Below are 13,568 nucleotides of genomic sequence, written 5' to 3' on the forward strand. Positions count from 1 at the left end.
ATTTATATTACTAATTATTCAATTTGGGGTGACACAAGCATGAAAGGTTATTTAAATTTAGAAGATGGAGCCTCTTTTGAAGGAGAACTGACAGGAGAAGCTGGCATGACAGGTGAAGTGGTTTTCTTTACAGGGATGACAGGTTACCAAGAGGTGCTCACAGACCCTTCCTATAAGGGACAAATCATTGTTTTCACATATCCACTCATCGGAAATTACGGTATTAATCATGAAGACTTTGAGAGCAAAAAACCACAAGTGAAAGCTGTCGTTGTGTATGAAGCAGCGGATCATTTCTCTCACCATCTTGCAGCGGTTAGCTTAAAAGATTATTTACAGAAGTGGAACATTCCACTTCTGACTCATACCGATACACGTGCAGTCGTGCAAAACATCCGGGCAAATGGGACGATGAACGCTGTGATCAGTGTAGACGAAAACGAAACACCGCCGGCCATGAAACAAGACAATGTGATCGCACAGGTGACAGACGATGAAATCTACACTCAAGGCAGCGGCGAGGAACATGTAGCGCTTATTGATTTTGGCTTTAAAAAATCAATAGCAGATTCGCTTGAAGCGCGCGGCTGTAAAGTAACCGTCATTCCGTACAAACAGCTGGAAAAGGTGTTTGAGATTAAGCCAGATGCGGTCCTGCTATCGAATGGACCTGGAGATCCCAAAACAATGAAGCCATATTTAAAAACCATTCATGACATCATGATGACCTTCCCGACACTTGGAATCTGCTTAGGTCATCAATTAATCGCTCTTGCACTTGGCGGGGATACGTATAAGCTTCCATTTGGCCACCGCGGGGCGAATCACCCTGTACAAGATACAGAATCCAAACGTGTTTTCATGACAAGTCAGAATCACAGCTATGTGGTGAATGAAAAAAGCATGAATGACAAAGAAGTGGACGTGAAATTCCTTCATGTTAATGATGGATCTGTCGAAGGATTCATTCATAAAGAGAAGCTCATTATGTCAGTTCAATTTCATCCAGAAGCACACCCAGGTCCTGCTGAAAGTGAATGGGTATTCGATGATTTTATTGAGAAAGTGAAACAAGCAAGGAGAGAAGTTGCACATGCCTAAAGATCAAAGCATACAAACCATTCTAGTCATCGGGTCTGGTCCAATCATCATTGGTCAGGCAGCTGAATTTGATTACTCAGGAACACAAGGATGTATGGCCCTAAAAGAAGAGGGCTACAAAGTCATTTTAGTGAATAACAACCCAGCAACCATTATGACAGACGAATCATTTGCTGATGAAATCTATTTTGAACCGCTTTCAGTTGATTCAGTGACAAGAATCATCGAAAAGGAAAAACCAGATGGTCTTTTAGCCAACCTTGGCGGACAGACCGCTTTAAACCTTGCTGTCGAGCTCGAAAAAGCCGGTGTGCTGAAAAAGCACGGGGTAACCCTGCTCGGAACGTCAGTTGAAACAATTGAAAACGGTGAAGATCGAGAGAAATTCCGTGCTCTCATGAAGCAGTTGAACGAACCTGTGCCAGATAGTGAAATTGTGGATAATGCAAAGGATGCCATTCAATTTGCAAAAGAAGTAGGCTTCCCAGTCATTCTAAGACCAGCATACACACTTGGCGGTAAGGGCGGCGGAATCGCTTTAACAGAAGAAGCGTTTAAACCACTTATTGAAGGAGCCCTTTTAGCGAGCCCGATTCATCAGTGTTTAGTTGAAAAAAGCATTGCGGGCTTTAAAGAAGTCGAATATGAAGTCATGAGAGACCGTCAAAATACGTGTATTACGGTTTGTAATATGGAAAATATCGATCCAGTTGGTGTGCATACAGGAGATTCGATTGTCGTTGCACCTTCGCAAACATTAACAGACCAGGATTATCAAATGCTTCGTTCAGCGAGCCTGAAAATCATTTCAGCACTCGATGTAGTCGGGGGATGCAACATCCAATTTGCCCTTGATCCATTCAGTAAAGAATACTTTGTCATTGAGGTGAATCCGCGGGTTAGTCGTTCATCTGCTCTTGCCTCAAAAGCAACGGGCTATCCGATTGCTAAAATGGCAGCAAAGCTTGCGGTAGGCTATACACTAGACGAACTGAAAAACCCGCTCACAGGCACAACTTATGCTAGTTTTGAGCCGGCACTCGATTATGTCGTCGTGAAATTCCCGCGCTGGCCGTTTGATAAATTTAAACAGGCAGATCGGCAATTAGGTACAAAAATGAAGGCGACTGGCGAAGTCATGGCGATTGACCGTAATTTAGAGTCAGCCATCCAAAAAGCGGTCGCCTCTCTTGAAATCAAAACAAAGGGTTTCCACCTGCCAGAATTGAAAGACCAATCGACTAAACAACTATTTGAGCTTGTCAAAACACCAGACGATCGACGTTTCTTCGCTGTCATGGAGCTTCTTTCAAGACAGGAAACGGTTGAAGCGATCCATCAAGCGACGAAAATTGATCTATTCTTCTTACATGTGTTCAGCAATATGATCACTCTCGAACAGGAATTGAAGAACCATGAAGGAACGCTCTCCAAAGACACCTTGAAAAAGGTAAAGGAAAAGGGCTTCCTTGATGAAACGATTGCTCTTCTAACAGGCAATAGTGAAGAGGCTATTAGACAGCTTCGTCAAGAATATGGCATTACGGCTTCATTTAAGATTGTCGACACATGTGCAGCGGAATTTGATGCAAAAACGAACTACTTCTATTCCACATACTTTGGCAAAAGTGATGGAGAGCATCAAGAGAAAACAAAACAGCGTGCACTCATCATTGGCTCTGGTCCAATTCGAATTGGGCAAGGAGTCGAGTTTGACTATAGTGCGGTGCATGGCGTTCTTACCCTGCAAAAGCTTGGCTTTGAAACGATCATGATGAACAACAATCCAGAGACGGTCAGTACGGATTATGAAATCGCAGATCGTTTATATTTTGAGCCCATTACATTAGAGCACATCTTAAACGTTGTGGAAGCAGAGCAAATTGATTTCGTCATCGTTCAATTTGGCGGACAGACTGCCATCAATGTAGCAGAAGGCTTAGAAAAAGCGGGCATTACGTTGTTAGGTACATCCTTTGACACGCTAGATGCGCTGGAAGATCGTGATCTGTTCTATCAGCTTCTTGATGAACTGAACCTATCTCATGCAAAAGGAAATACAGCTCATTCAAAAGAAGAAGCGCTCATGCATGCTAACAGCATCGGTTACCCTGTGTTAATTCGCCCATCGTATGTCATTGGCGGAATGGGCATGATTGTTGTCCAGTCAGAAGCGCATTTGACGTCACTACTTGATCAGCCAGATCATTTGCCGTATCCAATTTTAATTGATGAGTATGTCACTGGAAAAGAAGTTGAAGTGGATCTGATTTCTGACGGAAAAACGACCTTCATCCCAACGATCGTGGAGCATATTGAGAAAGCAGGCGTCCATTCAGGTGACAGCTTTGCCATCTTACCAAGTGTCTCCATCAGCGAGGACATCAAACAGCAGGTGCATATTGCGTCCGAACAAATAGCGAAGAAATTAGCGTTTAAGGGCATTATGAATATCCAATTTGTGATCAAAGGGGATCAGGCGCTTGTACTAGAGGTGAATCCGCGGGCGAGCCGGACCGTTCCAGTTGTCAGCAAGGTGATGGGCATTGACATGATTCCGCTTGCGACTCAATTACTAGCGGGTGCAACGCTTGAAGAACTGAACCCAGTAACGAAAAACAAAGGGGGAACAGCGGTCAAATTCCCAGTCTTCTCATCACATGCCATTCAAGATATTGACTTAAAGCTGACACCTGAAATGAAAGCGACAGGAGAAGGAATGTGTGTAGGCAAAAACGCCGAAAGCGCCTTGAAAAAAGTGTTTGCGTCGATCTGGCATCAGAAAGGTAGCCTCTTTATAAAAGGCAGTGAACAATTGGTAGATGAAGCAAAACATGCAGGCTTTGACGTCTGGACGGACAGCTTCGACACTTGGCTGCAAAACGAAGATAAATCCCTTCATATCCATTTAGGCGAGGATGAAGAGGCAAAAGAGCAACGCGTAAAAGCACTCACACACGGCGTCCAAGTTCTAACCGAATATGAAACAGTTCAAGCATTCCTACAAGGAAAAAATGGAGATGTATCACCAGTATCGCTCCAAGAATTATACAAAAAGGAAGTGACGGCATGAGTCAAGTTGACGTGCAACCGACATTATACGGAAAAGACTTTTTATCATTAAAAGATTTCTCAATCAATGACATTGCTTATTTAATTGAAAAAGCGGAAGAAATGAAACAAAACCCATACCAAGATTTATTCAAAGGGAAAACGTTAGCGATGATCTTTGAAAAATCGTCAACTAGAACCCGCGTGTCGTTTGAAGCGGGAATGACGCAGCTTGGGGGACATGCGCTCTTCCTCAGCTCAAATGATTTGCAAATCGGCAGAGGAGAAACGATCAGTGATACAGCGCAGGTGCTGTCTGGCTATGTAGACGGCATTATGATTCGAACCTTTGAACATGAGAAGGTCGAGGAGTTGGCACAATATGCGTCCATTCCTGTCATCAATGGACTGACTGACTACTCCCATCCATGCCAGGCACTTGCTGATTTATTGACGATAAAAGAAGCAAAAGGAACATTAAAAGGAATCAAAGTCGCCTACATCGGTGACGGAAATAACGTGGCTCACTCCTTGATGGTTGGCTGTGCGCAGCTAGGCTGTGATATTGCAGTTGCATCACCAAAAGGCTATGAACCACTTCAAGAAGTAACAGACACAGCACGTGAATTTGCAAAACAATCAGGCGCAGAAGTCATCGTTACGACAGACCCTGTCGCTGCTGTCCAAAATGCAGATGTCATTTATTCCGATGTGTTTACAAGCATGGGGCAGGAAGCAGAAACTGAGAAACGCCTTGCTGAATTTAAAGAATATCAAGTCAATGACGAACTAATGCGTCATGCAGCAAAGGATTATATTTTCCTTCATTGTCTCCCGGCACACCGCGGAGAAGAAGTGACAGCAGACATTATTGATGGACCGCACTCAAAAGTATTTCAGCAGGCAGAAAACCGCCTGCATGTACAAAAAGCATTAATCAAAGAGCTCATGTATCAACAAACCAAATAAATGAAAAGCATCCCTGACTCGTAGGAGCAGGGACTTTTTGCATAAAGGATTGGAGAGGCAAGTCACGGGACATAATAACATCATCGAGAAAGGAGGATGGAAATGGGTCAGCAGCATCAGTTTAAATCAGGGAATAAAGCACCAAATAATGGTGTGTATGTCGAGATCGGTGAAACCGGCAGTATGGTGAAAGATCCTTTAAAGATTAAGCTTCAAGCAGGCGACGTCTTTCCGGATAACTCGAACCATAACCGTGTTTGGACCTATCAGAGAAAGCCATAAGCAATTGACTAAGAGTCGGCTGGAATAAGTCTTTAGAGGCATGTGTCATGCCTCTTTTTTCTTTATAATAAAAAACAATTAAGTTCAAATTTTCAAATAAATAGTATGAATAAAAGAGAATTTAAGGTAAAATATGTAAGTGAGATTAACTAGTTGAAAGGATTTGTGTGATGGAAAAGACGAATCTCAGTGAAAGTGTTTGGAATAAACGCTTCACCTCATTATTCATATCAAGACTCATTAAAAACACAGGAGAAAGTTTTGCTTTTACATCCGTCCTTTGGCTATTGATTTTGAGAGGGGATGGAGCGCTCGGTACAGGACTTCTCCTAGCAGTAACCGTACTTCCTTCATCTTTGCTAGCCCCAATACTAGGACCTCTTATGAAAAAGCACCATTTGTCTAAATGGATGTTCGCATCAGACGTCGTTCGAGCAACCATTGTACTCATTATTCCGCTACTGCATTTTTCGCATCTATTGCCATTATGGTTATTGATCTCATTAATGGTTATTCAATCGGCAACAGGTGCAGCGTATAACCCAGCCTCGGTGGCGATTTTACCGCAGATTGTACCGAAGCATCTGATTCAAAAAGCAAATGCCATCCTGCAATCTTCTTTTGAAATTGTCGCACTTGCAGCAGTCATGGTCGCTGGTCTCTTAGTCAAATTAATCGGACCTGCAGATACCCTGCTCATCACCACTGCCTTATTCATCATATCCGGCCTGTTTATTATCGGTGTTAAATTAAAGAAAACCGCTGAAGACAAAGCAGCAGGTATAAAACAAGCAAAGAATACATATTTTTATAACTTAAAAAGAGGGTTTCTCGTCGTCAAAAATCATCACATTTTATTTGCACTGACGCTGTATTGTATTTTAATGAATGTCGCTGCAGCTCCGTGGCAGGCACTATCTGCTGTATACGTAGCAGAAGCATTGCAAAGCGATTCTATGGTGTATTCCATTTTAAGAGGTGTTGCTGCAGTCGGCGCGTTTATGATGGGCTTTGCTCTGGCGAAGATAAAAATTAAGAGATTTGGTTTGTTCTTTATTGTCGCTGGTATGATTGAAGGAGCTGCGTTCTTTATCACAGGGATGAGTACATGGCTGCCAGTCGTTCTACTAGCTTCCTTTATATTCGGTGCCGCCGTTAGTGCGATCAATGTACCGGAAATGGTCATTATTCAAACGTCTGTCGACCAAGATGATCAGCCGCAAGTATACGCGGTGATCAATGCTTCATCAAATGTTTTCCTCCCGTTTGCAGCTGTCGTATCAGGCGTTCTGGCAGAAAGATTTGGAGCGGGACCTGTCATTGCTGGCGGCGGGGTCCTTGAAATTTTATCAGGTATCGCGATCTTCCTGTTTACAGGGCTTGCGAAAAGCCATTTGACTCAAGACAAACAGAAGTCCGAAACCGTCGAGGTGTAATCAATAAAAAACCCCCTGTAGCTGCAGGGGGTTTTAGCGTACTGCTTTTCAAGCAAAAAGAAAAAGAGCTAAAATCAAGATCATTTTAGCTCTTTCTCACATTCATCTCTTACGTATTAAGAGTGTTTTGTTGAACTTTCCGTTTCTTTCATTGGACTTACTTCAGCAAAGATGAATAAAATAACCGTAAACACCACTGCAAGAATAGAAGTCAAAGTAAAGTCATAAGCAGCGCCATTCATCGAAGCAACGATGTAACCAGCCATATGTGTCAGCAGAAAAGTCCAAATGAGGGTGATAATATAATGCATAATCCCACCGTCCTTTATGTAACAATCTATTGATTATCATACCATAGATACGAGTGAGGGGAAAAGACTGTTTTAGCCTTTATGTGACCATTTTTAGACCTTCTTCTATAAAAATAAAAAGAATTCTTCTGTCATTAGGGGATTTCCTTATTCCTACAAGAGTTGTTGTTCATATCATAGAAAGCAGAATCACTGAAAGGAGGCTGGCCATATGGGTGTAAGCGAACGGTTTTTCCAGCTTGGTTCCCAGTGGAACGTCATTCACCTTCCTCAAAAACCAAATGGCTTTGGCATTCTTATCCTCGGTGACCGAAATCACTTTGTGCAGGAAAATACATCATTCTGGCTTCAGCACTATGGAAGAAACCAGCTTTTAACTGCCTTAAAGGATGAAGGATATACATTGTTTAATAGTCATCTTCATGGGAATCACTGGGGATGCGAAGATGCTGTTTTTAGTACAAAGCAGCTCGTTCATCACACATTAAAACAAGAAATATTAAACCGGGAAATTCATGTGCTGGCAGAGGGGATGGGTGCACTCGTTGCTATGAGCCTTGCTGAAGAGATGCCAGAAGTGCTAAGATCCATTGCGATGGTGAATCCATGTCTGCATCTCTATGCACAACGGGAAAGAGAAAAGGAACACAAATTCTTTTATAAACAGCTAATCAAAGAATTAGCGAAGAGCTACGGCTGCTCTGAAAAGGAAGCGGAAACGTATCCGCTCCCAGCTTGCCCTGTTCATTCTGCTCATGTACCGATTCACATATGGCAAAGACTAAACGGTGCACCCTATGCATATGAACTGCATGCAAAGCCTTTTATTGATCAGCACATGAAGAATCCAGAGCATTGTCAGATCGATCTCACCTTGCATATGTTTGATCATCCGAGAAGAATCTTTCAATCCATTCACAAGTTTTATAAATCGCATGAAAGAGAATTGTGATGAATAGGATGATAACAGCCCTTCATGGAAAGGGCTCTTCTTTTTATTCGATAAGCTAAAAAAGGGGACATGAACATGGAGACAGGACTGATCATAGGGGCAGATGAATTTTTTGGCCTAGCGCTGTGTGAATATATGATGAAAGAGGGCATTCAAATGGATATCACATGCCCTCATGAGCAAACAGAAGAGCAAAAGAGGTTATTAGAAGAACGAATGATGTGGCTTGGCAGAAATGATCTTTTCCGTGTCATTGACCTTCAGGATGGGAAAGACACGTATGATCTGATCTTTATTCAATCAGAAGAACCAGACAAAAGATACGAAGACTTGAAAGCGGCGCAAGGTATGTACCGGGTTCTTTACGAAAAAAACGAAGACGAATCATCCAATCGGAATGTGCCGGCTGTTATTCTACCTCGCATGTTTGGACCATGGACACTTGATAAAGAAAGAACGAAGCGTGATGAGGCATTTTTTGTAGAAGATGTAGCAAGGGATTTGTTCAAGTGGGCATCAGGCTCTGAACAAAGACAGGAAATAACACATGAATTGAAGGTAGAAAGACAAACAGATGACAAACAAGCAGAAGAAATGATGGCAGAATGGAAAAGACAAAACTCAACATTTTTCGACAAAAAGCAAGAATGATCTTCCATCTTATCTTTTTTCAGTATAAAATAAACCTATATTTAACATACAGGTTCATGCCTGCATGTGGCAAAGGGAGTTGAACATGGCATGAAGTATCAGCGGCTTGTCATGATCTTTTCGTTCCTTCTCCTATTATCTGCCTGCTCACAGGCACCTTTAAAAGGACAGATTGAGAAGGTGGGTTTACTCGTCCCCGATACAATTAATGATCAAGTTTGGGGAACGAAAGGTTATAAAGGCTTATTAAATATTCAATCAACATTTGGTGTAGATGTTTATTATAAGGAAGGAATGGTCGACAAAGAGAAAATCGTTGATGCCATTGAAGAGTTTCACAAAAAAGGAGTCAATTTGATTATTGGCCATGGCAGTGAATACAGCGAAATTTTCAACATCATTAGTGAAGATTATCCGAAAACACAATTTATCACGGTAAATGGAAACAAGCCTCAGGCGGATAATGTTGCGAATGTGACGTTTAAAGGTGAAGCGATGGGCTTTTTCGGAGGCATGACAGCAGCACATATGTCAAAATCAAAAAAGATTGGTATTCTTGCTACATATGATTGGCAAAGCGAAGTAGACGGCTTTATTAAAGGTGCAAAATATCAAGATGAACATGTACAAGTGCTTGCCGAGTTTGTTGAAAACTGGGATGATGCGGACAAAGCCGTGGAGCTCTATCGAAAATTGGAAAAACAGGGCGTAGATGTTGTATATCCAGCAGGTGATGGTTATAATATCCCTGTCATTGAACAAATCAAAGCTGATAATTTATCAGCGATCGGATATGTCACCGATCAATCCAACCTCGGCAGCCATACCGTCTTAACAAGCACAGTCCAGCATGTGGATAAAGCGTATAGTATTATTGCGAAGAAATTTAATGAAGGCAAGCTAAATGCACAAGGTGAGTACTCCTTTGACTTTAAAGAAGGAGTGATCGAAATGGGGAAATTTAGTTCCACCATTGACCGTGCTTTTTTGAAAGACATTGAAAGTGATATTGCGTCTTACAAAAAAACTGGCAAACTGCCAAATGAAAAGTGAGGATACGATGATGCAGCACGAAAAATCGATGGAGTTTTTACAAATTGCCATGAAGTATTTTCCGCAGGCAAAAGAAGAATTAGATAAAGCAGGTATTCAGCTTGAGCCCGAAGCTCTTCAGCCGCTTTTATCATTGTTTACATCTGTTATGCAAGAGGCATATGAGCTTGGAAAAGCAGATGCAGAATCAGAAAAAGCCACAGAATAGTGGCTTTTTTTTATGATAATTTTTTCTTGAAGGCACTAATCATAGGGCCAACATCTTTAAACACAGGCTTCAGCTCATCGATGGAGTTCATAATGTTCCCAATTTGGTTCATGACATGCATGTAGTCAATGGAGTCTTCACTTGAAGATGTCTCCACGCGTTCCTCCTTTGCTTCTTCCTTGCTTTTCTCCTTTTCAAGCGGCTGTCCAAACATCATAGCCGAAAAAATATCTTTTTGCGCCATATCAAATGCTCCTTTCTACTATTGGTATATCAATAATCTATGAAAAAAGTGAGAGGAAAGGTTAGACGTTTGTATTGCCAAGGAGAAAAAAATAAGTTAAAATTAGTACCAGATACTAATATAAGATCACAATATCACATGCTCGTATGAGTAAAAGGAGTCTTATTCAATGAATGCTGGAATTATTGGCCTTGGCCGCTATATACCTGAAAAAGTGTTAACAAATCTTGATTTAGAAAAAATGGTTGAAACTTCTGACGAATGGATTCGTACTAGAACAGGTATAGAAGAAAGAAGAATTGCTTCTGATGATGTCAATACATCACATATGGCGCTTGCTGCTGCAAAAAAAGCATTAGCTGACGCAAATGTAGCTGCAGAAGATATCGATATGATTCTTGTGGCGACAGTCACGCCAGATCAATCATTTCCGACAGTCGCTTGTATGATTCAAGAGCAGCTCGGTGCACATAAAGCATGTGCAATGGATATTAGCGCTGCGTGTGCTGGCTTTATGTATGGGCTTGTTACTGGAAAACAATTTATCGAATCAGGTACGTTCAAGCACGTGCTCGTCGTTGGCGTTGAAAAACTTTCTCGCATTACCGACTGGGATGACCGCAATACTGCTGTTCTGTTTGGAGATGGAGCAGGTGCTGCTGTGTTAGGAGAGGTCAGCGAAGGGAAAGGAATTCTCTCATTTGAGCTTGGAGCCGATGGAAGAGGCGGTAAGCACTTGTACTTAGATGAAAAAGATCATACAATCATGAATGGACGAGAAGTATTTAAATTTGCTGTAAGACAAATGGGCGAGTCAAGCGTAAACGTCATCGAAAAAGCTGGACTATCAAAAGAAGACGTTGACTTCTTGATCCCGCATCAAGCAAATATTCGCATTATGGAAGCAGCCCGCGAACGCCTAGAGCTGCCAGTTGAAAAAATGTCGAAGACAGTCCATAAATATGGAAACACATCAGCAGCATCCATTCCGATTTCACTATGTGAAGAAATCGAAGCCGGAAAAATTCATGACGGCGATGTGATTGTAATGGTAGGTTTTGGTGGCGGATTAACGTGGGGCGCAATCGCTATGCGATGGGGCCGATAAAAGAGTGAGGTGCACAAATTAATGGATAAAAAACGAGTAGTTGTTACAGGATTGGGTGCTTTGACACCTCTTGGCAACGATGTAGAATCAACATGGAAAAATGCTTTAGCAGGTGTATCAGGAGTTGGACCAATCACACGTGTCGACTCAAGTGAATATACAGCAAAAGTGGCTGCAGAATTAAAAGATTTTAACATTGAAGATTACATGGAGAAAAAAGAAGCACGAAAAATGGCACGCTTCACACAATATGCAGTCGTTGCTGCTCAAAAGGCGCTAGAAGATTCACGTCTTGAAATCACAGATGAAATCGCACCGCGTGTTGGTGTATGGGTTGGATCTGGTATTGGCGGACTTGAAACATTTGAAGAGCAGTTTGAAGTGTATTCAAATAAAGGGGCAAGACGCGTAAGCCCGTTCTTCGTTCCAATGATGATTCCAGATATGGCAACAGGCCAAATCTCAATTGCACTTGGCGCAAAAGGGGTTAACTCTTGTACTGTCACAGCATGTGCAACAGGAACAAACTCAATTGGTGATGCATTTAAAGTCATTCAGCGCGGAGATGCAGATGCGATGATCACAGGCGGAACAGAAGCGCCGTTAACAAAAATGTCGTTTGCTGGCTTCTGTGCGAACAAAGCTCTTTCGACAAATCCTGATCCAGAGACAGCAAGCCGTCCATTTGACAAAAACCGTGACGGATTTGTGATGGGTGAGGGTGCAGGGATTGTCGTTCTTGAAGAACTTGAGCATGCATTAAAACGTGGCGCGACGATTTATGCAGAAATTGTTGGATATGGATCAACTGGAGATGCGTATCATATTACAGCACCGGCTCCAAACGGAGAAGGCGGCGTACGCGCAATGAAAGAAGCGATTCGAGATGCTGGTTTGTCTGTGGAAGAAATTGATTATATCAATGCCCACGGAACAAGCACACCGTACAATGATAAATTTGAAACAATGGCGATTAAAGAAGTGTTAGGAGAGCATGCGAATCAGCTTGCGATCAGTTCGACAAAATCGATGACAGGTCACTTACTTGGCGCAGCAGGTGGAGTAGAAGCTATTTTCTCTGTGCTTTCGATTAAAGACAGCGTTATTCCTCCAACCATTAACCTTGTAACACCGGATGAAGAATGTGATCTTGATTATGTGGCAAATGAAGCACGTTTAAAAGAAGTACAAGTGGCTCTAAGTAACTCACTTGGCTTTGGCGGACATAATGCGACAATTATCTTTAAAAAATACGAAGCGTAATATTTCCTAAGAAGGCGGCGATCTATAAACAGATCGCCGCTTTTTTGCATATGATGAAAATGGAGGTGTTTAGCGGTATGGGTCTAGTCAATACACAATATCTCATTCATCAATCTTCATCATTTCAGGAGCTTGCGTCGCGTTTTGTTCCTTATTTTAAAGGGGCGGAGGAAAAAGAATGGTCCTCTATTCTCTCCCACCTGCAACATCACGGCATGATTCGGTCTTTTCGATCATGCAAAGACATGATCGAAAAGCTCAAAGAAAAAGGGTACTTCCAGCTCGTCATGAAAGAATACCGGGCGCTGCAAAAGCAGTGGAAAGGCCCTGACATTCCAGTCTTTATTTTGCCAGTCAATGAGAGCAGTAAAGAAATTAGAGAGCAATTTTATTATCAATCCGGCATGGCATTTGACGACAAGGTCTTTCTCTTTTTGTCGCCAAATACCCCGAAAGAACGTATCGGCACATTGCTGACTCATGAATATCACCATGTATGTAGGTTGCATTTTCTCACGAAAGAAGAAAAAGATTTTACATTCCTTGATACAATCATGATGGAGGGGCTCGCTGAATATGCTGTGTATCATAGATACGGAGAAAGCTATACAGCCAAATGGACCACTCTCTATGACGAAACGCAGCTTCAGCGTATGTATCAGAAATGGGTATCCAGTCATCTTGATCAAAAAGTGCAGGACGACGAAAGACTGATACAGAACCTCCTTTATGGAAAAGGGAACTACCCCAAAATGCTTGGTTACGCCACTGGGTTTTATATCGTGAAAAAGTATTTCAGCGAACACAGAATCAGCGAGGAGTCTATGATTGCAGAGCCATCCGAAACTTTTTTAAAGGCGATAGACTCATAAAGTGAATGATTCACATAAAAAGAGACATATTACAAATTTACTAAATTCTTCTTGATTTCGTCATAAC

The 13,568-nt window shown here is 42.0% G+C and carries 14 protein-coding genes; 12 read left to right on the forward strand and 2 right to left on the reverse strand.

Annotation, left to right across the window (positions count from 1 at the left end; genetic code table 11):
* The first annotated feature begins 39 nt into the window (after window positions 1-39).
* From MKZ05_RS05645 to MKZ05_RS05665, 5 genes are all read left to right on the forward strand, one after another.
* Window positions 40-1,101, forward strand: coding sequence for a carbamoyl phosphate synthase small subunit (locus tag MKZ05_RS05645; RefSeq protein ID WP_335355996.1), 1,062 nt, complete (start codon window positions 40-42; stop codon window positions 1,099-1,101).
* Window positions 1,094-4,174: a carbamoyl phosphate synthase large subunit gene (locus MKZ05_RS05650; protein ID WP_339161752.1), complete on the forward strand. Its 3,081-nt coding sequence runs from the start codon at window positions 1,094-1,096 to the stop codon at window positions 4,172-4,174. The genes MKZ05_RS05645 and MKZ05_RS05650 overlap by 8 nt, the downstream gene beginning before the upstream one ends.
* Complete coding sequence (argF, locus tag MKZ05_RS05655) at window positions 4,171-5,121, forward strand: ornithine carbamoyltransferase (protein WP_050945307.1); 951 nt, start codon at window positions 4,171-4,173, stop codon at window positions 5,119-5,121. Before MKZ05_RS05650 ends, argF begins: the two co-directional genes overlap by 4 nt.
* Window positions 5,122-5,223: 102 nt before the next feature.
* Window positions 5,224-5,403: a YjzC family protein gene (locus MKZ05_RS05660; protein WP_003211282.1), complete on the forward strand. Its 180-nt coding sequence runs from the start codon at window positions 5,224-5,226 to the stop codon at window positions 5,401-5,403.
* Between the two features lie 170 nt (window positions 5,404-5,573).
* Window positions 5,574-6,839: an MFS transporter gene (locus MKZ05_RS05665; protein ID WP_253622731.1), complete on the forward strand. Its 1,266-nt coding sequence runs from the start codon at window positions 5,574-5,576 to the stop codon at window positions 6,837-6,839.
* A gap of 116 nt (window positions 6,840-6,955) precedes the next feature.
* Here MKZ05_RS05665 and MKZ05_RS05670 read toward each other — a convergent pair whose 3' ends face one another.
* Window positions 6,956-7,150, reverse strand: coding sequence for a YjzD family protein (locus MKZ05_RS05670; protein ID WP_003211779.1), 195 nt, complete (start codon window positions 7,148-7,150; stop codon window positions 6,956-6,958).
* A 211-nt stretch (window positions 7,151-7,361) separates the two neighbouring features.
* On the opposite strand from MKZ05_RS05670, the gene MKZ05_RS05675 reads away from it, so the two are divergent.
* The 4 genes from MKZ05_RS05675 (at window position 7,362) to MKZ05_RS05690 (ending at window position 10,014) form a co-directional block, all read left to right on the forward strand.
* Window positions 7,362-8,102, forward strand: coding sequence for a hypothetical protein (locus tag MKZ05_RS05675; protein WP_003211061.1), 741 nt, complete (start codon window positions 7,362-7,364; stop codon window positions 8,100-8,102).
* 75 nt (window positions 8,103-8,177) lie between these two features.
* Window positions 8,178-8,753: a nad binding enzyme gene (locus tag MKZ05_RS05680; RefSeq protein ID WP_339161756.1), complete on the forward strand. Its 576-nt coding sequence runs from the start codon at window positions 8,178-8,180 to the stop codon at window positions 8,751-8,753.
* Window positions 8,754-8,843: 90 nt separating this feature from the next.
* On the forward strand, window positions 8,844-9,806 hold the full coding sequence (locus MKZ05_RS05685) for a BMP family ABC transporter substrate-binding protein (RefSeq protein ID WP_050945301.1): 963 nt from the start codon (window positions 8,844-8,846) through the stop codon (window positions 9,804-9,806).
* 10 nt (window positions 9,807-9,816) lie between these two features.
* Window positions 9,817-10,014, forward strand: a complete 198-nt coding sequence (locus tag MKZ05_RS05690) for a ComZ family protein (protein WP_003211983.1) — start codon at window positions 9,817-9,819, stop codon at window positions 10,012-10,014.
* Between the two features lie 10 nt (window positions 10,015-10,024).
* On the opposite strand, the gene MKZ05_RS05695 is transcribed toward MKZ05_RS05690, so the two are convergent.
* Window positions 10,025-10,258 (reverse strand): hypothetical protein, encoded by a 234-nt coding sequence (locus MKZ05_RS05695; protein WP_226805013.1) that lies wholly within the window; start codon window positions 10,256-10,258, stop codon window positions 10,025-10,027.
* A 169-nt stretch (window positions 10,259-10,427) separates the two neighbouring features.
* Here MKZ05_RS05695 and MKZ05_RS05700 point away from each other — a divergent pair, with 169 nt between their 5' ends.
* The 3 genes from MKZ05_RS05700 to MKZ05_RS05710 all read left to right on the forward strand — a co-directional run bounded on the left by MKZ05_RS05700 (window position 10,428) and on the right by MKZ05_RS05710 (window position 13,501).
* Window positions 10,428-11,366: a beta-ketoacyl-ACP synthase III gene (locus tag MKZ05_RS05700; protein WP_003212296.1), complete on the forward strand. Its 939-nt coding sequence runs from the start codon at window positions 10,428-10,430 to the stop codon at window positions 11,364-11,366.
* 21 nt (window positions 11,367-11,387) lie between these two features.
* A complete protein-coding gene (gene fabF, locus MKZ05_RS05705) occupies window positions 11,388-12,629 on the forward strand; it encodes a beta-ketoacyl-ACP synthase II (RefSeq protein WP_339161759.1) in 1,242 nt (413 codons plus the stop codon).
* A 77-nt stretch (window positions 12,630-12,706) separates the two neighbouring features.
* On the forward strand, window positions 12,707-13,501 hold the full coding sequence (locus MKZ05_RS05710; RefSeq protein WP_253622729.1) for a DUF2268 domain-containing protein: 795 nt from the start codon (window positions 12,707-12,709) through the stop codon (window positions 13,499-13,501).
* Window positions 13,502-13,568 lie beyond the last annotated feature (67 nt).

It is taken from the genome of Bacillus sp. FSL M8-0277 (genome assembly GCF_037975305.1).
Lineage (GTDB): Bacteria > Bacillota > Bacilli > Bacillales > Bacillaceae > Bacillus > Bacillus pumilus.

Excerpts from the sequence above, each read along its gene's own strand:
- MKZ05_RS05645 (WP_335355996.1), top strand. The coding sequence starts at position 40 with ATGAAAGGTTATTTAAATTTAGAAGATGGAGCCTCTTTTGAAGGAGAA.
- MKZ05_RS05650 (WP_339161752.1), top strand. The coding sequence starts at position 1,094 with ATGCCTAAAGATCAAAGCATACAAACCATTCTAGTCATCGGGTCTGGT.
- argF (WP_050945307.1), top strand. The coding sequence starts at position 4,171 with ATGAGTCAAGTTGACGTGCAACCGACATTATACGGAAAAGACTTTTTA.
- MKZ05_RS05660 (WP_003211282.1), top strand. The coding sequence starts at position 5,224 with ATGGGTCAGCAGCATCAGTTTAAATCAGGGAATAAAGCACCAAATAAT.
- MKZ05_RS05665 (WP_253622731.1), top strand. The coding sequence starts at position 5,574 with ATGGAAAAGACGAATCTCAGTGAAAGTGTTTGGAATAAACGCTTCACC.
- MKZ05_RS05670 (WP_003211779.1), bottom strand. The coding sequence starts at position 7,150 with ATGCATTATATTATCACCCTCATTTGGACTTTTCTGCTGACACATATG.
- MKZ05_RS05675 (WP_003211061.1), top strand. The coding sequence starts at position 7,362 with ATGGGTGTAAGCGAACGGTTTTTCCAGCTTGGTTCCCAGTGGAACGTC.
- MKZ05_RS05680 (WP_339161756.1), top strand. The coding sequence starts at position 8,178 with ATGGAGACAGGACTGATCATAGGGGCAGATGAATTTTTTGGCCTAGCG.
- MKZ05_RS05685 (WP_050945301.1), top strand. The coding sequence starts at position 8,844 with ATGAAGTATCAGCGGCTTGTCATGATCTTTTCGTTCCTTCTCCTATTA.
- MKZ05_RS05690 (WP_003211983.1), top strand. The coding sequence starts at position 9,817 with ATGCAGCACGAAAAATCGATGGAGTTTTTACAAATTGCCATGAAGTAT.
- MKZ05_RS05695 (WP_226805013.1), bottom strand. The coding sequence starts at position 10,258 with ATGGCGCAAAAAGATATTTTTTCGGCTATGATGTTTGGACAGCCGCTT.
- MKZ05_RS05700 (WP_003212296.1), top strand. The coding sequence starts at position 10,428 with ATGAATGCTGGAATTATTGGCCTTGGCCGCTATATACCTGAAAAAGTG.
- fabF (WP_339161759.1), top strand. The coding sequence starts at position 11,388 with ATGGATAAAAAACGAGTAGTTGTTACAGGATTGGGTGCTTTGACACCT.
- MKZ05_RS05710 (WP_253622729.1), top strand. The coding sequence starts at position 12,707 with ATGGGTCTAGTCAATACACAATATCTCATTCATCAATCTTCATCATTT.